This is a genomic window from Caballeronia sp. LZ028 (assembly GCF_031451415.1).
GTDB classification, from domain to species: domain Bacteria; phylum Pseudomonadota; class Gammaproteobacteria; order Burkholderiales; family Burkholderiaceae; genus Caballeronia; species Caballeronia zhejiangensis.
Genome location: NZ_JARUXN010000002.1, coordinates 425,334 through 445,473, shown reverse-complemented (window position 1 = coordinate 445,473; position 20,140 = coordinate 425,334). Strand labels below are relative to the sequence as shown.

Sequence of the window (20,140 nt, the reverse complement as noted above, 5' to 3'; positions counted from 1 at the left end):
TCCCCATCCGGATTGGCCCGCAGAGGCCGCCGGCCTTCGCTCATTCGTCGTTGTCATGAACCACGCTCATCCTTCGAAGAATTCCCCGCAATTCCTGCTGTTTCTGGTTTGCCTGTTCGCGTCGGCGGGGCAGCTCGCCATCGATATCTACGTGCCCGCGTTGCCCGCGATGGCGCGTTACTTCGCCACGTCGCCCCAGGCGATCCAGTCGAGCGTCTCCGGCTACATGGCGGCGTATGCGATCGGTCAACTGGTCTTCGGCCCCATCGCCGATGCGTACGGGCGCAAAAAAGTGCTGGCGTTCGGGCTCGTCGTCTTCACGCTCGGCTGCTTACTGTCGCTCGCGGCGACGAACCTCGAAACCTTCCTGCTCGCGCGGTGCCTGCAAGGCTTCGGCATCGCGGCGACCAACCTGCTCGCGAAGGCGATCATCACCGATTCGTTCAAGGGCCTGGCGCTGCTGCACGCGTTCACCTATATGTCGATCGCGTGGGGGCTCGCGCCGATCGTCGCGCCCGTGATCGGCGCGCACTTGCAGGAATGGTTCGGCTGGAAGTCGTGCCTCGTCTTTCTGCTCATCTATTCGATCGTGATGTGGACGCTCATATGGCGCTATCGCGAGACCTTGCAGAAGCCGGTGCATCTCGCGCCGCGCACGCTGTTCACGAATGCGGGCAAGGTGTTGTCGAGCCGCGTTTTCCAGAGCTGTTTTCTCGCGCAAGGGCTGTGCTACAGCATCCTGCTCGTATTCAACATCGTCGGCCCCTTCATGGTGCAGAACACGCTGCACAAGCCGCCGACGTACTTCGGCTATCTCGCGCTCGCCATCGGCATGATGTATTTCCTCGGCGGGCTGTCGAACCGCGTGCATGGCGCGCGTCTGCCGAGCGCGGAGCAACGGCTGCGCATCGGCGCGCGCGTGATGGCGGGCGCATCGGTCGTCATGCTGCTGCTCTCGCTGACGGTCGGCCTCACCGTATGGACGTTGTCCGCGCCGGTGCTCGTGATGGGCTTCTGCGCCGGCGCGATGTACCCGACGCTGATGGCAAAGGGCAATTCGCTCTTTCCGCATATCGCGGGCCTTACCGCGGCGATTCTCGGCTGCTCGCTCTTGCTCGTGTCGTCGGTGATGATGGGTCTCGCGGGCTTCGTGTCGGTGCAGATTCTCACGCCCCTCGCGGCGTTCTTCGTGATTCTCGCGTTCACCGTCGTCGCGATGGTGACGTTGCTGCTGCGCCATCTGGAGCAGTCGCAGGCCACGGGCACCGTGCGGGAAGGCGTCGACGCAGCCTGATGCGCCAAAGCGGTGCGGCCTGCAATGCATTGCAGAAAAGCTTGTTTGTCCAAGTCTTTTTGAAGGCTTAGATTCGAGCTGTTCATGCATCGAGGAGGCGAGCCATGCCGCACTTCCTGACTCACTACTGGCAGGCGCTTTCGGGCCCTTCGCAGCGTGCGCGTGAGCGTTCGGCCAACGACGCGCACGCCGCGAGCGAAACCACGCGCGCCGAGCAGCTCGAGCACATTTCCGTCTACGCGCGCGCGGGATATTTCAACATGGGCTATACCGTGGATGCGTTTCAGTTGCCCGGAGAATCGCCGCTGCACTGAAGCGCACGAACGAGACTCACCGCGCGGCGCGCATCGACAGGCCGTTCAGCAGCCGTTGCAACTCGTCGATATTGAAAGGCTTCGCGAGTATGGTGAAGCCGGTGCGGCGCGCCTCGTCGAGCTGATCGGCGTAACCCGTCATCAGCGTGACCGGCTGATTCGGGCGCGTCGACTTGATCCATTCCGCGAGCTTGATGCCGTCGTAACTACCGGGCATCTGGATGTCGGAAAGCACGAGATCGAATTCATCGCCGGCTTCGAGCATCTGTCTCGCGGCATCGCCTGACGATGCGTGGCGCGCTTGCCAGCCGAGCACGTCGATCACGGCGCACAGGCCCGCCGCGACTTCCTCGTTGTCTTCGACGATCAGCACGGTGGACGATGGCGCTTCGCGATCGACGGTCTCCACAGGCGGCGCATCCGCAGGCGCATCGACTTCGCCGGTCCAGTGCGGCAGATAGATGTCGACTGTCGTGCCGAAGCCCCATGCAGAATTCACGCGCGCCGTGCCGCCCGCCTGCTCGGACATCGCGAGCACTTGCGCGAGTCCGAGCCCAGTCCCGGCGCCCGCGCCCTTGGTGGTGAAAAGCGGTTCGAACGCTTGTTTTGCGACGTCGGTGCGCATGCCGACGCCGCTGTCCTTGCACGAGATCACGACGTATTCGCCGGCGCCGAGACCTTCATGCGTAGACGTATAACGCACGTTGTTGCACTCGATGCGAAAGTCGCCGCCGTGAGGCATCGCGTCCTTCGCATTCACGGCGATGTTGATGAGCGCGGAGGTCAGCTCCGTCGCATCGACGCGCACGGTCCACGTCGATGGCGGCACGCGCGAGCCGAACGTGACCTTGTCGCCCACCGACGCGCGCACGAGCGGCTCGGAGTCCATCATCCAGCGATCGAGGCGGATGACCTGCATCTGAAGCGGCTGACGTCGCGCGACGCTCAGCAGGCGGCGTGCGAGCGATTGCGCATTCTTCGATGCGCGCTCGACCGCCGCGACTTCCTTCTCGAGGCCGTTGAAGCCCTTGCGCCGTGCCAGTTCCATGTTCGACGTGACGACCATCAGCAGGTTATTGAAGTCGTGCGCGACGCTCGCGACGAGATTGCCGAGCGCGCCCATGCGTTGAAGCCGCCGCGTGGCCGCGACGGCCGAGCGGCGCAGCGCAAGTTCGCCGCGCCAGTTGTGCCATGCCGCTTCTTCCGCTTTGAGGCGTCGCAGCGAGAAGCCGATCAGCACCCACAGCGCGATGCACGGAATCAGTGCGATCGACGCGATCGATACATCGCGCCGCCACCATGCGAGGCGCACGTCATGAATCGAAAAGCCCGCCGCCGCATAGACGGGATAGTCGCCGACACGCCGCCACGCCGCGAGCTTTTCATCGTTGTCGAGCGGCGATATGTAACGCATCAGACCCGTGGGCTTGCCTTGCGCGAATGCGCTCGCCAGCACCGAATGGCGATCGGGCGCATTGGGCGCGGACGCTGGCGGAAAACGCGCGAGCACGGCGCCGTCGTCGCGATGTAGCGCGAGCGTGAGCGCGGGATCGCTCACAATGAGTTCGCGATAGAAATCGAACAGATAGTCGCGCCGCACGGCAATCGCGATTTCGCCGAGAAATCGGCCGTCTTTCGCATAGCGTGCGCTCAGCGTGTTGACGATGTCCGTGTTCTTCACGCGCCCGCGCTCGGGCATGGAAACATGAAAGCTCGAATGCGTATCGCGCGTCGCGATGAAATCCGCACGATCGCTGACGGACACATCGGGCGCGGGAAAAAAGCGGCTGCTGAGCACGAGCCTGCCGCGACTGTCGAGCACGGAGAGCGCCGCGATCTGTTCATGAGCCGCCGCGAGACGCGCGAGCTTGTCGTGCAGCTCCGACTGGCTGCGCGCGATGAAATCCGCGTCGCCGCTGCCGAGCATCTCGTCGATGCGCGAGATCAGTTCGCGGTTGATGCTGAAAACGGTGTTGGCCTTTTCGTCGACGATACGCACGAGCCGTTCGAGCGACTCGCCGGTTTCGGCGAATGTGCGTCCGTAAGTGTAGTAACCGTACAGGTAGAAAAATGCGAAGGGAATGACGATCGACGCAACGAGTGCAGCGAAGAGCCGTCTGCGCGCCGCGCGAAAGTCGAGCGGTGGCAGAGAGGGCAGGGTCTCTGCGGTGCCTGAAGCGGAGTGTTCTTCAGATTCATTCATGGCGCGTTGCAAGGCGTGCGCGAGCGCCGAAACGCTCGTTTCGATGGTAGCACGCAGGTCTGTCATCGCCATGCATGAGTGCGCATCGGTCGTCGCGCAATCAGGCTGTGGTATAAGCACCGCATGCGCGCGCCCGCTCGCGGCGCGCAACGAACGTAACAGGAGCATGCAGTGAGAAGGACCGCCGAAAACAAGCTAAAGGTGGTCGCAGTGCGGGTCGATCCACAATTCGAACAACGGCTGCGACTTCTGGCGGAAGTGACGGGGCGCAAGCAATCGTTCTTCCTCCAGCAGATGATCGAGAACGGCATCGGCGCAATGGAAGAAACCTGGCTGCCGCCGGACGTGCTCGAACAAGTGAGGAGCGGTGCGTTACCGCCGTTGCAGCAGGATCGCGTCTCGACCGCGGACCTCTTCGGCGATCAGGCCGATGAATGATCGATGATGGCGACGCCCCGATCGCGCTTCATCGCGCATGACGCGACATGCGAAGACGATGTGCTCGCGCGCATCGTCTTCGGTGCGGCGAGCGGCGGGCCGTGCATCGAAAGCGGTGTGCCGACGCTGCGCCTCGCGATGTGCGACGACTCTCACGACGGCTTCGCCGAAATCTGGACAGGCAACGGGCCGATCCGCAGCGGACGCTTCAACGATCTCGTCTTCGCGCACGACGACGCGTTTCTCTTTTGCGCGGGCTTCATCGCGTCGTCCGGCCGCTATACCGAAGCCACGCGACAAGCGTATGGCGATGCGTTCGCGCTCGTCGGCGAACTGAACTTCCCGAAGATTTTCCGCATGTGGAATTTCATCCCGCACATCAACGGGGCGAATCGGGAGGGGCTCGAGGTGTATCGCGATTTCTGCCGTGGACGCGCCATCGCGTTCGAGCAGGATTACACGGGCGCATCGGGTATGCCGGCGGCGACCGGCATCGGCACGTCGGGCGATGGCGTCGGCTTCTATTTTCTGGCGTGCCGCGCAAATTCGCCACGGCATATCGAGAACTCGCGACAAACGCCCGCGTATGAATATCCGCAGCGATACGGTCCGAAGTCGCCGAGCTTCGCGCGCGGCACCTTGTTGGACGATACGTTGTACGTCTCGGGCACCGCGAGCATTCTCGGACACGAGACCGTGCACGAAGGCGATCTCGACAAGCAATGGCATGTCGCGATCGGCAATATCGCGCATCTGATCGGCATCGAGAATCTCGAAGCGCAGAACGTGAGCGGCGGCTATACGCTGCGCGACCTCGATCAGATCAAGGTGTATTACCGTCATGCGGCGGACTTGCCGCGCGTGATGAAACTCGCGCAGACCGCGTTTCATGCGGATGCGAACATCCGCTATGTCAAGGCCGATATCTGCCGCGCCGATCTGCTCGTCGAGATCGAGGGCATTGCTTCATATCGTCGTCGATCAGACTGACGCCGATTGCCTGAGCGTCTTCACGAGGAGGCTATACAGGCCGTCCACCGCTTTGGAGCCGCGCGAATCGCGACTGCGATAGACAGCGACTTCCATCGGTTCGAGCGGACCCAGGCCTTCATCGTTGCCCAGAATGCGGAGATGGTCCGGCGCGCTGCATTCCGTCAGCACCGCGACCGCGAGACCGCTTTCGACGGCGGCAATCTGCCCGGCCAGACTCGAACTGTTGTAGACCACCTTGTAGCGGCGGCCTTGCTGCGCGAGCGAATGAATCGCGCTGCGCCGCGCGAGGCTCGCGCTTTCATAGACGGCGATCGGCAACGGATCGCGTCTCCATAATTCGAATTGCGCCGCGCCGACCCAGACCATCGGCTCATGGAACAGCAGCGTGCCGCGCCGGCCGTGATCGCGCGATACGAGTGCGATATCAAGCTCGCTATTCGCGATGCGCGGAATCAGCGATGTCGATTGCTCGCAGATCAACTCGATCTCGACGCCGCTGTGCCGCGGCGCAAAGCGCTTCAGCACGGGTGTCAGATATTTGGCCGCGTAGTCGTCGGGCACGCCGAGGCGCACGCGGCCGGTGAGTTGCTCGCCCTGAAGCGCGACCTGCGCCTCGGCATGCAGATCGAGAATGCGCCGTGCATAGCCGAGCAGCGTTTGCCCGTCGTGAGTCAGTTCGAGCGCGCGCGAGCCGCGTTCGATGAGCCGCAATCCGAGCGCGCTTTCGAGCTTCTTCAATTGCATGCTCACCGCCGATTGCGAACGATGCACTTCGCCCGCCGCGCTCGACAGCGAACCCGCATCGACGACGGCGACGAAGCACTTGAGCCAGTCCATCTGCAAATCGTGTTGTTTCATGGGTCTGATCGGCGATTTCGAAAATCGAATGGATGATCTTCGAATTATGCGCTTTTCGTTCTATCGATCGCGGCACACACTTGGGGCATGAACACGAACGCGTCATCCTCTTCCCGTACAACCGCGCGCAGTGAAGCACGATCTGCGGCAGGCGCGTTGCCCTTTATCGTCGGCTGCGCGCTGCTCGGCACGATCGGTGTTTTCCTGCACGAAGCGAATGCCGATCCGCTGACCGCGACATGGTTTCGCTGCGCTTTCGGGCTTCTGGGCATGAGCGCGTGGCTCATCTCGCGCGGACAGACCCGCTTTCTGCGCCTCACGCGCAGCAACGTTCTTTGGGTGCTCGCGGCGAGCCTGCTGATGGTGTCGAGCTGGGCGCTCTTCTTCAGCGCGGTCGAGCGCATATCGGCGGGCGTCGCCATCGTTCTGTTTCATGTGCAGCCGATGTGGGTGCTGCTATTCGCATCGTTGTGGCTCAAAGAGACGATCGGCGGGCAGCGCGTCATGGCCGTGGCAGTCGCGATGTGCGGACTCGTGCTCGCGACGGGCGTCGCCGGGCACGCGTCGGACGGCTCTTTGCAGCCCGCGTACTGGACGGGCGTGGCCGCATGCCTGGCCGGTTCGCTGTGCATGGCGGGCGTGACGATCATCGCGCGACGGCTGCGCGATCTGCCTGCGGGCGTGCTCGCGTGGTGGCAGTGCGCCATCGGCACGCTGTTGTTATGGATCTGGCCGATGCAGCACGGGTGGCCCGCATGGGGCATGTCGTGGGCGTGGCTCGCGGGCCTCGGGCTGATTCACACGGGCTTTGCGTACACACTGATGTATGTCGGCATGGCGCGGCTCGACACCGCGCGCGTCGCCGTGCTTCAGTTCGTCTATCCGGCGGTGGCCATCGTCATCGACTGGCTGGTTTTCGATCAGCGTTTGAGCGGCGCGCAGATGACGGGCATTGCGTTGATGTCGGTGGCGATAGGCTTTGCGGAGCGCGTCCGCAAGGCGTGACGCAGATGCTTCAATGACGCCCGCGCCCCGCCATTCGGGCGCGGTCGAGCATGAACTCGATGAACGCCAGCGTCGCGCGCGTGTGATGCCGGTTCGGCATGTAGAGCATGTACATGTGCGTGCCGAAGATGCTGAGCCGCCATTCGTCGAGCGCGGTGACGATCGCGCCGCGCCGCATGTCTTCCGACACGACGTAATCCGGCACGATGCCGACGCCGAGACCCGCGAGGATCGCATCGCGCAAAAACAGGAAGTTCTCGGAGATGAGGCTCGGTTCGAGGAGCACTTCGTGACGTTCATCGTCGAGATAGGCGGCGACGCGCGTCTGCTTGCCGACGACCGTCGCGGTGATCACCGGCACGACGCCCAGTTGCTCGAGCCGCGTGGGCATGCCGTGCGTTTCGGCATACGCGGACGATGCACACGCGACGTACCGCACCGGCCCCATGTCGCGCGCAACGAGACTCGGCGGCGGCTCGGGCATCACGCGCACGGCGATATCGACTTCGTCGCGCAGCAGGTCTTCGACGCGGTTTTCGAACATCACGTCGAGCACGATATCCGGGTACTCGCGCTTGAACGCGATCAGCCATTCCGACATCACGAGCTGTCCATAACCGCTCGGCACCGATAACCTCACGCGCCCCTGCAATCCTTGCCCGAGCGTCGATACCGATTCCTGCGCCGCGAAAAGCGCGTTGCGGATCGAACGGCCGTGCTCGTAGAGCTTGAGGCCGAGCTCGGTCGGCTCGACGCGTCGCGTGGTTCGCCGCACGAGCTGCAAGCCGACGGACTTTTCGAGCTGATTCAGGTGATAGCTGACATTCGCGCGCGTCATCTTGAGGCGGCGCGCCGCTTCGCTCAGATTGCCCGCATCGAGGATTTCGACCAGCAGCGTCAGCTCGTTGACGTCCACGGCATGGCTCGATTGTCAAAAGAGATTTGACAGTCTGTCAATCGAGCCTGTGATTGTCAAGGATGCCTGTCCCCGCGAGAATGCTTCCACGTAAAACAGGAACATCGACTCAGGAGACTTCATCCATGACGCTTTCGAGCGCGCCCGAAACCGCATCCGCGGTTCAACACGAATTACGCGGCAGCGTCCTTGTCGTGACGATCGATCATGCGCCCGTCAACGCACTCAACGCTGCCGTGCGGCGCGGTCTCATCGATGCAATCGAAGCCGCCGATGCAGATGCCTCCGTGCGCGCGGTGCTGATCGTCGGCGCGGGCCGGAACTTCATCGCGGGCGCGGACATTCGCGAGTTCGGCAAGCCCGCCGTGCCGCCGTCGTTGCCGGAGGTGTGCAACCGCATCGAGCGTTGCGAGAAGCCCGTCGTCGCGGCGATACACGGCGCGGCGCTTGGCGGCGGACTCGAAGTCGCGCTGGCGTCGCATTACCGGATCGCGGTCGCCGGCGCGAAGCTCGGCCTGCCCGAAGTGCAACTGGGACTCTTGCCGGGCGCGGGCGGCACGCAGCGCTCGGCGCGTCTGATCGGCGCACAGGCCGCGTTGTCGATGATGTTGAGTGGCCGTCACATCGGCGCGGAGGAAGCGCTGCGTCTGGGTCTCGTCGACCGCGTCGGCCAGAGCGACGACGTGTTCGCCGAAGGCCTTGCTTTCGCGCACGAACTCATCGCGACGAAGGCCGCGCCGCGCCGCACGAAGAACGCGCGCGGACTCGCGGACAAGGAAGCGAGCGTGGCAGCGATCGCCGCCGCGCGCGCCGAGACGCAGAAGAAGTCGCGCGGATTGCTGTCGCCGCTGAAGATCGTCGATTGCGTGGAAGCGGCGTTGAATCTGCCCTTCGACGAAGGCTTGCGCTTCGAACGCGAGCAATTCCTCGAATGCCGCGAGAGCCCGCAACGCGCGGGTCTCGTGCATGCGTTCTTCGTCGAACGCGAAACGCAGAAGTCGCCCGAAACGCGCGACGCACAGCCGCGCGCGCTCGATCGCATCGGTGTGATCGGCGGCGGCACGATGGGTGCGGGCATCGCCGTCGCGCTGCTCGACGCGGGTCTCGCGGTGACGATGATCGAGCGCGACGAAGCCTCGCTCGAACGCGGAAGCGCGCATGTCGAGAAGGTGTACGACGCGCTGATCGCGAAGGGCCGCCTGACGCACGAATCGAAAACACGCGCGCTGCAACGCTTTCATGGCGACACGAAATACGACGCGCTCGCCGATGCCGATCTCGTCATCGAAGCCGTGTTCGAGGACATGGCCGCGAAGAAGGCCGTGTTCGCGCAACTCGATCGCGTGTGCAAGCCGGGCGCGGTGCTCGCGACGAACACGTCGTATCTCGACATCGACGAGATCGCGGCGAGCACCTCGCGTCCGCAGGACGTGCTCGGGCTGCACTTCTTTTCGCCCGCGAACATCATGAAGCTGCTCGAAGTGGTCGTGCCCGCGCGCGTGAGCGCCGATGTCGTTGCGACCGGTTTCGAACTCGCGAAGAAGCTGAAGAAGGTGGCGGTGCGTGCGGGCGTGTGCGATGGATTCATCGGCAATCGCATGCTCGCGGCGTATCGCGCGGCGGCGGATCATCTGATGGAAGACGGCGCGTCGCCGTATCAGATCGATCGGGCCGTGCGCGACTTCGGCTTTCCGATGGGACCGTATCAGGTCATCGATCTGGCTGGCGGCGATATCGGCTGGGCCGCGAGAAAGCGCCGCGCCGCGACGCGCGATTCGAACGCGCGTTACGTGCGTATCGGCGATGAACTGTGCGAGCGCGGCTGGTTCGGCCAGAAAACGGGACGCGGTTTCTATCGTTACGAAGACGGTGCGCGCACGGGCACGCCGGATGCGGAAGTCGAGTCGATCATCGATGCCGAGCGCGAGCGTGCGGGCGTCAAGCCGCGACCATTCACCGATGAGCAGATCGTGCGCCGCTACCTGGCCGCGATGATCAACGAGGGCGCGAATATCGTGCACGAAGGCATTGCGCAACGTCCGCTCGATGTCGATGCCACGTTGATGCACGGCTTCGGTTTCCCGCGCTATCGCGGTGGCCCGATGCATTATGCCGATACCGTGGGTCTCGACAACGTGCTCGCAGATATCCGCGCATTCGCGCAGGAAGATCCGCTCTTCTGGCGCGCGTCGCCGTTGATCGTCGATCTCGTGGCGCGCGGGAGGAATTTCGCGAGCCTGAATCAGACGGCCTGACGCGTGGCCTTTCAATCACTCATGGAATCGCAGTCATGGACCTGACATTCAACGCAGACGAAGAAGCCTTTCGCGCCGAAGTCCTAGCGTTTCTGCGCACATCGCTGCCAGAGCATGTTGCGCAGAAGGCGCGCACGGGCGAGCGCCTGACGCGCGACGACATGGCGCAATGGCACGCCACGCTCAACGCAAAAGGCTGGCTCGCGAATCACTGGCCGAAGGAGTATGGCGGCCCGGGCTGGACCGCGGTGCAGAAGTTCATCTTCGAGAACGAATGTGCGATTGCGGGCGCGCCGCGCATCGTGCCTTTCGGTGTGAACATGCTCGGGCCGGTGCTCATCAAATACGGGAGCGAGGCGCAGAAGCGTCACTGGCTGCCGCGTATTCTCGATGGCTCGGACTGGTGGTGTCAGGGCTATTCGGAGCCGGGCGCGGGTTCCGATCTCGCATCGGTGCGTACGACAGCCGTTCGCACGATGGAGAACGGCAGCGAGTATTACATCGTCAACGGACAAAAGACGTGGACCACGCTCGCGCACTTCGCGAACATGATCTTCTGTCTCGTACGGACGTCGCAGGATGCGCGCAAGCAGGAAGGCATCAGCTTTCTGCTCATCGACATGAATACGCCGGGCGTCGACGTGCGTCCGATCATCACGCTCGACGGCGAGCACGAAGTCAACGAAGTGTTCTTCACGGACGTGCGCGTGCCCGTTGCGAATCTCGTCGGAGAGGAGAACAAGGGCTGGACGTATGCGAAGTATCTGCTGACCTACGAGCGCACGAACATCGCGGGCGTGGGCTTTTCAGTGGCCGCGCTGAGCCGGCTGAAGGCTGTTGCGGGCAAGGTGCAATGCAACGGCCGCGCGCTCATCGACGATCCTTTGTTCGCCGCGCGTCTCGCGCGTGTCGAGATCGATCTGGAGAACATGAAGACGACGAATCTGCGCGTGATCGCGGCGGTCGCGGGCGGCGGCGCGCCAGGCGCGGAAAGCTCGATGCTGAAGATTCGCGGCACGGAGATTCGCCAGGAAATCTCTTCGCTGATGCGTCGCGCGATGGGTCCGTACGCGCAGCCGTTGATAGACGAAGCATTCGAAGATGACAAGGATGACGAAACATTCGATTCGGCGTCGGAGTACTTCAACAATCGCAAGCTGTCGATCTTCGGCGGCTCAAACGAAATACAGAAGAACATCATCTCGAAGATGATCCTCGGTCTTTAAAGGACGCGCACGATGAATTTCCAGCACACGGAAGACCGGCGGATGCTCGCGGATTCGCTGAACCGCTTCATCGCCGAGCAATATGGCTTCGATGTGCGCGACAGGATCGCGCGTTCGCAAGAGGGCTTCAGCCGCGATATGTGGCGACGGTTTTGCGAGCTTGGCATCGTCGGCGCGTTCTTCGATGAATCGATCGGCGGCTTCGGCGGCGACGGGTTCGATGTGTCCGTCGTGTTCGAAGCGCTCGGTCGCGGGCTCGTCGTCGAACCGTTTCTCGATACGTTGATCGTCGGGCGCGCACTTGCCTTCGCGGGCGATGAGCGGCAGCGCGAGATCGTTGCGAGCATGATCGACGGGACGGCGATCGCAGCATTCGCGCATGACGAACCCGGCTCGCACTACGAGCTTGCACGCGTGAACACGCGCGCGACCCGGCATGGCGATGGATGGATGCTCAACGGCGCGAAGGGCGTCGTGCAGCAGGGCGAACATGCGGACGTGCTGCTCGTGTCGGCGCGCACGTCGGGCAACGAGTACGACGAAGCGGGCATTTCGCTCTTTATCGTGCCGCGCGATGTGCAGGGCGTGAAGATGCGCGGCTACCGCAAGATCGATGGCGGACGCGTGGCGGAAGTATCGCTCGAAAACGTGACGCTCGATGCCAATGCGCTCGTCGGCAATGAAGGCGATGCCTACGCGACGCTCACGCATGCGATCGGATATGGTCTCGTCGCGCTCGTGTCGGAAGCGGTCGGCGCGATGGATGTCGCGAAGGAGCACACGCTCGAATATTTGCGCACGCGTAAGCAGTTCGGCGTGCCGATCGGCGCGTTTCAGGCGTTGCAGCATCGCATGGCCGATGTGCTGCTCGAGATCGAGCAGGCGCGTTCCGCTGCGATCAATGCGGCGGCGGCGGTCGGCGCATCGGGTGTTGCGCGCGAGCGAGCGTTGTCGGCGGCGAAGCATTCGGTCGGGCGCATCGGCACGCTCGTCGCGGAAGAGTCCATTCAGATGCATGGCGGCATCGGCATGACGTGGGAGCTGCCGCTTGCTCATTACGCGAAGCGGCTCGTGATGATCGATCATCAATTGGGCGATGAGGATCATCATCTCGCGCGGTATATCGCGCTGGGGCGGGGGGCGCTTCGCTGAAGCTTCACTACTTCAAGCCGGGATCATACAAATAGGAGACAATGACGCCCTAGCTCGCAACCCAAGGACCATGTAGAGCAACAGATAAACTCGCGAGCCAGGTTCCCGGACCTCCAGATAGTGGCAACCGAAAATATCTACAACCCGAGTCTCAACGCACCCGCCCCGGCACGCGCGCGAAGCTCGACGCCGAACGTCATCGTGCTGTGCGGCACGCTCATCGCGCTTCTCATGGTGGCGCTTTGCGCGCTGGTCCTGTATCAGGGCCGGGTCGATGCGCTCGATCGCGCGCGCGACACGTCCCGCAATCTCGCGTTGCTCGCCGAGCGCGACATCGAGCGCAATTTCGAACTCTACGAACTGTCGCTGCAAGCGGTCGTCGAAGGCGTCGAACGCGACGACGTAATGAGCCTTCCGCCCCGCCTGCGCAACGACGTGCTGTTCGACCGGGCGGCCACAGCGCGCGATCTCGGGTCGATCCTCGTGCTCGACGAGAACGGCAAGATCATCATCGATTCGGGCAGCCTCGTGCCGCGGCCGGGCGATTTCGCGGATCGCGGTTATTTCACGGTCCAACGCGACCGGCCAGACGCCGGGCTTTACATCAGCGGCCCGTATGCGTCGCGATTGCGCGGCGGCGCGCCCAGCATCGCGTTGAGCCGCAGACTCTCGCGTCCCGACGGGTCCTTCGCGGGCGTCGCGATGCTCGCCATCAACCTCGAATACTTCCGCAATCTTTTCGCGGGGCTTTCGCTCGGGCCGCACGGCGCGGTGTCGCTCGTCAATCACGACGGCCTGATGATCATGCGTCAGCCGTTCGATCCGCGCGTGATCGGCCGCGACATCAGCCAGGCCGATACCTTCAAGAAATTTCGGGCGGCGGAGCAGGGCAGCTTCAGCGAAACATCGTCGATCGACGGGAGGCGCCGCCTCTACTACTTCCGCAACTTCCCGAATCTGCCGCTCATCATCATGGTGGCCGAAGGAGAAGAGGACATCTACGCGGCATGGCGGCGGCGCGCGATCATCATCGGCTCGTCGATGGGCGTGCTCGCTATCGGATTCATCGCGTTGTCGTTCGTGCTCGCCGCGCAATTCAGGCGGCGCATGCGCGCGGAGTCGGAGCTACAGTTGCTCGCGCGCACCGATGGACTCACCGGGCTGCACAATCGCCGCACGCTGGGCGAGATTCTCGATCAGGAATGGCGCAGGGCGCGCCGCACGCGCAGTCTCTTTTCGCTGCTGTTCGTCGATATCGACCGCTTCAAGGCCTTCAACGATGCCTACGGCCATCAGGCCGGCGACGACGCGCTCGCGGCCGTCGCACGCTGCATCGGCGACAACATACGGCGGCCCGTCGATACCGCCGCGCGCTACGGCGGCGAGGAGTTCGTCGTCGTATTGCCCGACACGCCCGCCGACGGCGCCGCGAAAATCGCCGAGAAGATTCGCGCGGCCATCAGCGATCTGTCGATCGAGCACGCGGGCAGCGAGTTCGGCCGCGTCACGGCGAGCATCGGTCTCGCGAGCTGGCGGCCGGAACGCGACGACGACGTAAGCGCGCTCATTCGCGCGGCCGACGAGGCGCTCTACGATGCGAAAGCGCGCGGGCGCAACCGCATCATGCAGGCAAGTTTCGTCTGAGACGGTGGACGAAAGTTCGTCGCGCAACGGCCGGGCATGTGCGTGCACGCAAAATGCTTGTTTTGCCGTAAGCTCTCGACGCCGCGCGGGCCGCCCGCCCACGACGCGACCGACCCGAACCCTTCCGATGACCCAAACGCCCGATCCAGAAGCCCGCCGCCTCGCCACGCTGGCGCGCTACCACACGCTCTTCAACGCGATCGATGACGGCTTTTGCATCATCGAATTCATCGATGGCCCGCACGGACCGCTCAGCGATTATCTGCACGTCGAGGCCAATCCGGGATACGAGCGGCACTCGGGCATTCGCGACATCGTCGGCAAGACCTTGCGCGAGATCGATCCGACCGATGCCGACGGCTGGGTCGAAATCTACGGCGACGTTCTGCGCACCGGCGCGACCGCGCGTTTCGAGCGCTACTTTCTGTCGGCGGGGCGGCATATCGAGGTGTCGGCGTCGCGCGTCGAACCGCCCAGCCTGCGGCAAGTGTCGATCCTCTTTCGCGACATCTCCGCGCGCAAGAAAGCGGAGGAGGAACGCGATCGCGCGATCGCGTCGCTGCGCGCGTTCAACGAAACGCTGGAGCAGCGCGTCGCCGAGCGCACGGCGGAATTGATGCGCGCGGAAGAGCAACTCCGTCAGGCGCAGAAGATGGAAGCGGTCGGTCAGTTGACGGGCGGCCTCGCGCACGACTTCAACAATCTGCTGGCGGGCGTGTCGGGCTCGCTGCAGTTGCTCGGCATTCGGCTGAGCCAAGGACGGATCGCGGAGGTCGACAAATACGTCGTCGCGGCGCAAGGCGCGGTGCGGCGCGCGGCGGCGCTGACGCATCGGCTGCTGGCGTTTTCGCGGCGGCAAACGCTCGATCCGCGTCCCACGGACGTCAACGCGCTCGTCAACGGCATGACCGAGCTGATCCAGCGCACGGTCGGCCCGGGCATCAAGGTGGAGTCTGTCGGCGCGACGGGCCTGTGGCCCGCGCTCGTCGATTCGGGACAACTGGAAAACGCGCTGCTCAACCTGTGCATCAATGCACGAGACGCGATGCCCGATGGCGGGCGCATCACCATCGAAACGGCCAACAAGTGGATCGACCACCGCGCGGCCCAAAGCCACGACATGCCCGAAGGCCAGTTCCTGTCGCTGTGCGTGACGGATACCGGCACCGGCATGACGCCCGATGTCATCGCGAATGCGTTCGATCCGTTCTTCACGACCAAGCCGATCGGCATGGGCACGGGCCTCGGTCTATCGATGATCTACGGCTTCGCGAAGCAATCGGGCGGCCAGGTTCGGATCTATTCCGAAGTCGGGCAGGGCACGACGGTCTGCATCTATCTGCCGCGCTTCTATGGCGGTGTCGATGACGATGCCGCCGATCAATCCGCATCGCCGATCTCCGGCGCGGAGTCGGGAGAAACCGTGCTCGTCGTCGACGATGAACCGAGCGTTCGCATGCTTATCGTCGATGTGCTGGAAGAGGCCGGCTACGCGGTGATCGAAGCCGCCGACAGCATCGCGGGCCTCAAGCTGTTGCAGTCGAATGTGCGGATCGATCTGCTCATCAGCGATGTCGGCTTGCCCGGCGGCATGAACGGACGCCAGATGGCCGATGCGGCGCGCGAGGCGCGTCCCGATCTGAAAGTGCTCTTCATCACCGGCTATGCGGAGAATTCGGTGATCGGCAATGGACGCCTGGAGCCCGGCATGCAAGTGCTGACCAAGCCGTTCGCGATCGAAACGCTGGCCGCGCGCGTGCGCCAGCTCGTCGACGAGTAAGGACGCCCGCGCGCTACTGCGCCTCGCCGCCCGCCATCGACTCGATGATGCTTTCGAGTTGCGCGCTCATCGGCATGTCGAGGCTTTTTCCCGACGGCAGACGTTGCAGGAACCAGCGCTTGTATTGACGCTCGATTTCGCCATCGGCGGCGAGGTTCTGGAACGTATCCTTCACGACTTGCGCAAGCTGGGGATCGTCCCTGCGATACATGATGCCGTACGGGTCATACGACAAATAATCGCCGATCACCTGATACGCGCCGCCCTTCGCCGCGTTCTCCGCGATGAGGCCGTAGAGCAGCACGTCGTCGGTGGCGAAGGCATCGGCCTCGCCGTTCGCAACGCGCGCGAAGCCTTCCGCGTGATCCGGCACGATCTGCAACTGCAGGCCGAGCGCGAACTTCCGGTCGAGATCGCGCAGCGCCTTCTCGTTCGTCGTGCCTGCCGTCACCGCGACCTTCTTGCCCGCGAGATCGCGAAACGAGCGGATCGGCGACCCTTTCCTGACCATCACCTTGGTGCCGGCCACGAAGAAGATCGGCGAAAAGGCCACGCGTTTCTGCCGCTCGACGTTGCTCGTGGTCGAGCCGCATTCGAGATCGACACGGCCATCGACGACCGCTTCGATGCGATTCTCCGGCGTCACGGGCACCCACCGGATGTTCAGGTTCTTGTGCACCGCATTGCCGATCGCGGCGACGATCGACTTGCAGAGTTCGATCGAATAGCCGATCGGCTCCTTGCGCGCGTTCAGATACGAGAACGGCACTGAGGCATCGCGATAGCCGATCGCGATCGTGCCCGTGTCGCGCGCCTTGGCGAGCGTGCCGGTCAGCGTCGCGGGCGCGTAGGCGTCGTTGTCGGGCGGCGGTGTCTGCACGTCGTCGGCCGCGCGCGCGTTCGGAGCGATCGCGATCAGGCTGGCCGCAGCCAGCGCCGACCAGAAGCGCTGCGTCTTCATGGCTCGCCTCCGTCAGACCTGCGCGGGATGCGCGAGCGACGCGTCCTGTTCGGCCTCGATGCGCGCCGCATTCTTCGCCGCCTCCGATTCCGTCAGCAGCTCGCCTTCCCACTTCGCGACGACCGCGCTCGCGATCGAATTGCCGACGGCGTTGGTCGCCGAGCGCCCCATGTCGAGGAAGGTATCGACGCCGAGAATCAGCAGCAGACCCGCCTCGGGAATGTTGAAGTGATTGAGCGTGGCCGCGATCACGACCAGCGACGCGCGCGGCACGCCGGCCATGCCTTTCGATGTCAGCATGAGGATCAGCAGCATCGTGATCTGCGTGCTGATCGGCAGATGAATGCCGTACGCCTGCGCGATGAAGAGCGTCGCGAACGTGCAATACATCATCGAGCCGTCGAGGTTGAACGAGTAGCCCATCGGCATCACGAAGCTGGAGATCTTGCGCTTCACGCCGAAACGATCGAGCGCGTCGAGGATCTTCGGATACGCGGCCTCCGAGCTCGCGGTCGCGAACGAAAGCATGAACGCTTCCTTGATGAGCGACAGCAGCTTGAACACGCGCCGCCGCAGAAACAGGAAGCCCGCGAGCACGAGCAGGCCCCACAGCAGAAAGAGGCTGATATAAAAGTCGGCCATGAAGACCGCGAACTTCAGAAGGATCGTCAGCCCGTTGACCGCGACGGTCGCGGCCATCGCGGCGAGCACGGCTAGCGGCGCGAGCTTCATCACGTAGCCGGTGATCTTGAGCATGACGTGCGACAGCTGATCGATCGCGGCGAGCAGGATCTTGCCGCGTTCGCCGAGCGCGGCGAGCGCGACGCCGAAGAACATCGAGAACACGACGATCTGCAGGATCTCGTTGTTGGTCATCGCTTCGGCAAACGAGCGCGGCACCATGTGACTGACGAAGTCTTTCAGCGTGAACTTCGATGTCGCGAGATTCGCCGATGCGCCGATGTCGGGAAGCGGCAAGCCGAGGTTATCGCCGGGCTTGAGCAAGTTCGACATCACGAGGCCGAGCAGCAGCGAAATGAGCGACGCGGTGAGGAACCAGCCGAGCGCCTTGGCGAACACGCGTCCGACCGAGGCGGCGTCGCCCATGTGCGCGATGCCGACGACCAGTGTGGAGAACACGAGCGGCCCGATCAGCATCTTGATGAGGCGCAGGAACACGTCGGACACGAGGGAGATGTAGCCGGCGATCTCCGTGGCGGTTTTCTTGTCGGGAAAGCTCGTGAAGATCATGTAGCCAACCACTATGCCGATGACCATCGCGCCGAGAATCCAGATGGCTGCGGAGTTCTTCTTCATGTCCAGGCCTCCATTGACTGCATATCGAACGAATGCAATGGCGAATTTCGGATGGATCAGGCGATGCAAAAACGAACGCGGCGCCGCTCAGTATAGAGCGGCGCCGCGGCGTGTGTCCGCGAACACTCGAAATGTTAGCGGCGTAGTTCCATCTTTGCCGGAACTCAGCCCGGCGTGCGCTCCGAAACCGCTTCGCGGCGCGCGTTGTAGGACGGCGCGCTGCCGTCGTCGGGCAGCGTCGAGCTTTGCGCCGCCGCGAGCAGTCTTTCGACGGACGGGCCCATCGCGTCCGTGAAGGTCTTCGGATGCACGCCGATACCCAGCACCAGCACGGCCATCGCGCCGAACAGCACGAGTTCGCGCTTGCCGAGATCGCGCAGACCGGCGACGCGCTCGTTCTTCACCGCGCCGAAAATCACACGCTTGACCATCCACAGCGTATAGGCCGCGCTCAGGATCAGCGACGTGGCCGCAGCCGCGCCGATCCAGAAGTTCAGGCGGATCGCGCCCATCAACACTAGAAACTCGCCGACGAAACCGGAGGTGCCCGGCAGGCCGACATTGGCCATCGCGAACAGCATCGCGCAGACCGCGAAGCGGGGCATCGTGTTGGCGACGCCGCCGTAGGCATCGATCGAGCCATTTTTCGTGCGCTCGACGAGCACGCCGGTGCACAGCAGCATCGCGCCGGACACGATGCCGTACGACAGCATCTGCACGACCGCGCCTTCGGTGCCGAGGCGGTCGAAGGTAAAGAGGCCGAGCGTCACGAGACCCATGTGCGCGACTGCCGAGTAGGCAAGCAGCTTGCGCATGTCCGTCTGCGCGAGCGCGACGAGGCTGCCGTAGATCACCGCGACGAGCGACAGCGCGATCATCGCCGGGGCGAAGAAGTGCGCTGCGTCGGGCACGATCGGCAACACGTAGCGCAACATGCCGTAGCCGCCGATCTTCAGCATGCCGAGCAGCACCGCCGCGCCCGTCGGGCCTTCCGAGTTCACGTCGGGCAGCCACGTATGGACGGGCCACATCGGCACCTTGACCGAAAACGCCGCGAGGAAGCAGACGAAGACGACGATCTGCGGCGTGAAGCCGAGCTTCAGGTTGCGCCATGCGTCGATATCGAAGGTATGCGCCTGCGTCCACAGATAAACGAGCGCGGCCAGCATTGCAAGCGAGCCGAGCAGCGAGAAAAAGAAGAAGCGAATCGCCGCGTACACGCGCCGCTCGCCGCCCCACGTGCCGATCAGCAGATACAGCGGAATCAGCGAAGCCTCGAAGAACACGAAGAACAGCATGCCATCCAGCGACGCGAACACGCCCTGCATGCAGCCCGACAGCACGAGGAACGCGCCGTAGTATTGCGCGACCTGCTTCGTGACCGAGCGCCACGACGCGACGAAGATGATGAGCGTGGTGACGGCCGTCAGCACCGTGAACCACAGCGAAATGCCGTCGACGCCCAGATGGTACGAAATGCCGAACTGCGGCAGCCACTCGACGCGCTCGACGAACTGCATCGCGCTGGACGACGCGTCGAAGCGGGAGAGCAGCGGCACGACGGGCAACAGGCTGAGAATCGCGCCGAACAGGGCGACGGCGCGCGAGAGCGTCGCGGATGCGCTGAACGTCAGCACGAAGATGCCCGACACCACTGGAATCCAGATAAGAAAACTGAGAACTGACGGCAGATGCATAGCTCGGTCGAAATCGGGCGCAAAGCACGGCCAGCACGCGAAGAAACGTGCTCGCTGGAAAGGCGCTGACAGTGGAATGTAAGGCAG

General features: G+C 63.7%; 16 protein-coding genes. 10 read left to right on the top strand and 6 right to left on the bottom strand.

Annotated elements, in window-relative coordinates; all coding sequences use genetic code 11:
• The first annotated feature begins 55 nt into the window (after positions 1–55).
• Both QCE58_RS16245 and QCE58_RS16240 read left to right on the top strand, forming a co-directional pair.
• Positions 56–1,294, top strand: coding sequence for a multidrug effflux MFS transporter (locus QCE58_RS16245; protein WP_175981403.1), 1,239 nt, complete (start codon positions 56–58; stop codon positions 1,292–1,294).
• 104 nt (positions 1,295–1,398) lie between these two features.
• Entirely contained in the window at positions 1,399–1,608 is a 210-nt protein-coding gene (locus QCE58_RS16240; protein WP_008347038.1) for a hypothetical protein, read from the top strand.
• Between the two features lie 16 nt (positions 1,609–1,624).
• Here the strand turns inward: QCE58_RS16240 and QCE58_RS16235 are convergent, their stop codons facing one another.
• Positions 1,625–3,811: a hybrid sensor histidine kinase/response regulator gene (locus tag QCE58_RS16235; RefSeq protein ID WP_250522350.1), complete on the bottom strand. Its 2,187-nt coding sequence runs from the start codon at positions 3,809–3,811 to the stop codon at positions 1,625–1,627.
• A gap of 171 nt (positions 3,812–3,982) precedes the next feature.
• Between QCE58_RS16235 and QCE58_RS16230 the strand changes: the two genes are divergently transcribed.
• Positions 3,983–4,249: a hypothetical protein gene (locus QCE58_RS16230; RefSeq protein ID WP_033536447.1), complete on the top strand. Its 267-nt coding sequence runs from the start codon at positions 3,983–3,985 to the stop codon at positions 4,247–4,249.
• Between the two features lie 6 nt (positions 4,250–4,255).
• Entirely contained in the window at positions 4,256–5,239 is a 984-nt protein-coding gene (locus tag QCE58_RS16225; protein ID WP_250522349.1) for an FkbO/Hyg5 family chorismatase, read from the top strand.
• Here the strand turns inward: QCE58_RS16225 and QCE58_RS16220 are convergent.
• Positions 5,231–6,100, bottom strand: coding sequence for a LysR family transcriptional regulator (locus QCE58_RS16220; RefSeq protein WP_250522348.1), 870 nt, complete (start codon positions 6,098–6,100; stop codon positions 5,231–5,233). The two genes, QCE58_RS16225 and QCE58_RS16220, sit on opposite strands and share 9 nt — an antisense overlap.
• A gap of 156 nt (positions 6,101–6,256) precedes the next feature.
• Here QCE58_RS16220 and QCE58_RS16215 point away from each other — a divergent pair, with 156 nt between their 5' ends.
• Positions 6,257–7,105, top strand: a complete 849-nt coding sequence (locus tag QCE58_RS16215) for a DMT family transporter (RefSeq protein WP_250479283.1) — start codon at positions 6,257–6,259, stop codon at positions 7,103–7,105.
• Between the two features lie 10 nt (positions 7,106–7,115).
• On the opposite strand, the gene QCE58_RS16210 is transcribed toward QCE58_RS16215, so the two are convergent.
• The gene (locus QCE58_RS16210; RefSeq protein WP_175981409.1) at positions 7,116–8,021 is read right to left on the bottom strand and encodes a LysR family transcriptional regulator; all 906 of its coding nucleotides are present in this window, start codon (positions 8,019–8,021) and stop codon (positions 7,116–7,118) included.
• A 125-nt stretch (positions 8,022–8,146) separates the two neighbouring features.
• On the opposite strand from QCE58_RS16210, the gene QCE58_RS16205 reads away from it, so the two are divergent.
• From QCE58_RS16205 to QCE58_RS16185, 5 genes are all read left to right on the top strand, one after another.
• Complete coding sequence (locus tag QCE58_RS16205; protein WP_250522347.1) at positions 8,147–10,276, top strand: 3-hydroxyacyl-CoA dehydrogenase NAD-binding domain-containing protein; 2,130 nt, start codon at positions 8,147–8,149, stop codon at positions 10,274–10,276.
• A gap of 35 nt (positions 10,277–10,311) precedes the next feature.
• Positions 10,312–11,502 (top strand): acyl-CoA dehydrogenase family protein, encoded by a 1,191-nt coding sequence (locus QCE58_RS16200; protein ID WP_250522346.1) that lies wholly within the window; start codon positions 10,312–10,314, stop codon positions 11,500–11,502.
• Between the two features lie 12 nt (positions 11,503–11,514).
• Positions 11,515–12,654: an acyl-CoA dehydrogenase family protein gene (locus QCE58_RS16195; protein WP_250441545.1), complete on the top strand. Its 1,140-nt coding sequence runs from the start codon at positions 11,515–11,517 to the stop codon at positions 12,652–12,654.
• Between the two features lie 120 nt (positions 12,655–12,774).
• Positions 12,775–14,298, top strand: coding sequence for a sensor domain-containing diguanylate cyclase (locus QCE58_RS16190; protein ID WP_250522345.1), 1,524 nt, complete (start codon positions 12,775–12,777; stop codon positions 14,296–14,298).
• 127 nt (positions 14,299–14,425) lie between these two features.
• On the top strand, positions 14,426–16,078 hold the full coding sequence (locus QCE58_RS16185; RefSeq protein WP_008347018.1) for an ATP-binding protein: 1,653 nt from the start codon (positions 14,426–14,428) through the stop codon (positions 16,076–16,078).
• A 13-nt stretch (positions 16,079–16,091) separates the two neighbouring features.
• Here the strand turns inward: QCE58_RS16185 and QCE58_RS16180 are convergent, their stop codons facing one another.
• From QCE58_RS16180 to QCE58_RS16170, 3 genes are all read right to left on the bottom strand, one after another.
• Complete coding sequence (locus tag QCE58_RS16180) at positions 16,092–17,039, bottom strand: amino acid ABC transporter substrate-binding protein (RefSeq protein ID WP_008347016.1); 948 nt, start codon at positions 17,037–17,039, stop codon at positions 16,092–16,094.
• Positions 17,040–17,051: 12 nt separating this feature from the next.
• Positions 17,052–18,356 carry a dicarboxylate/amino acid:cation symporter gene (locus tag QCE58_RS16175; RefSeq protein WP_008347015.1) on the bottom strand — a complete coding sequence of 435 codons (1,305 nt, stop codon included), beginning with the start codon at positions 18,354–18,356 and terminating at the stop codon, positions 17,052–17,054.
• Between the two features lie 164 nt (positions 18,357–18,520).
• Positions 18,521–20,053 carry a NuoM family protein gene (locus QCE58_RS16170; RefSeq protein ID WP_250522344.1) on the bottom strand — a complete coding sequence of 511 codons (1,533 nt, stop codon included), beginning with the start codon at positions 20,051–20,053 and terminating at the stop codon, positions 18,521–18,523.
• Positions 20,054–20,140: the final 87 nt, after the last annotated feature.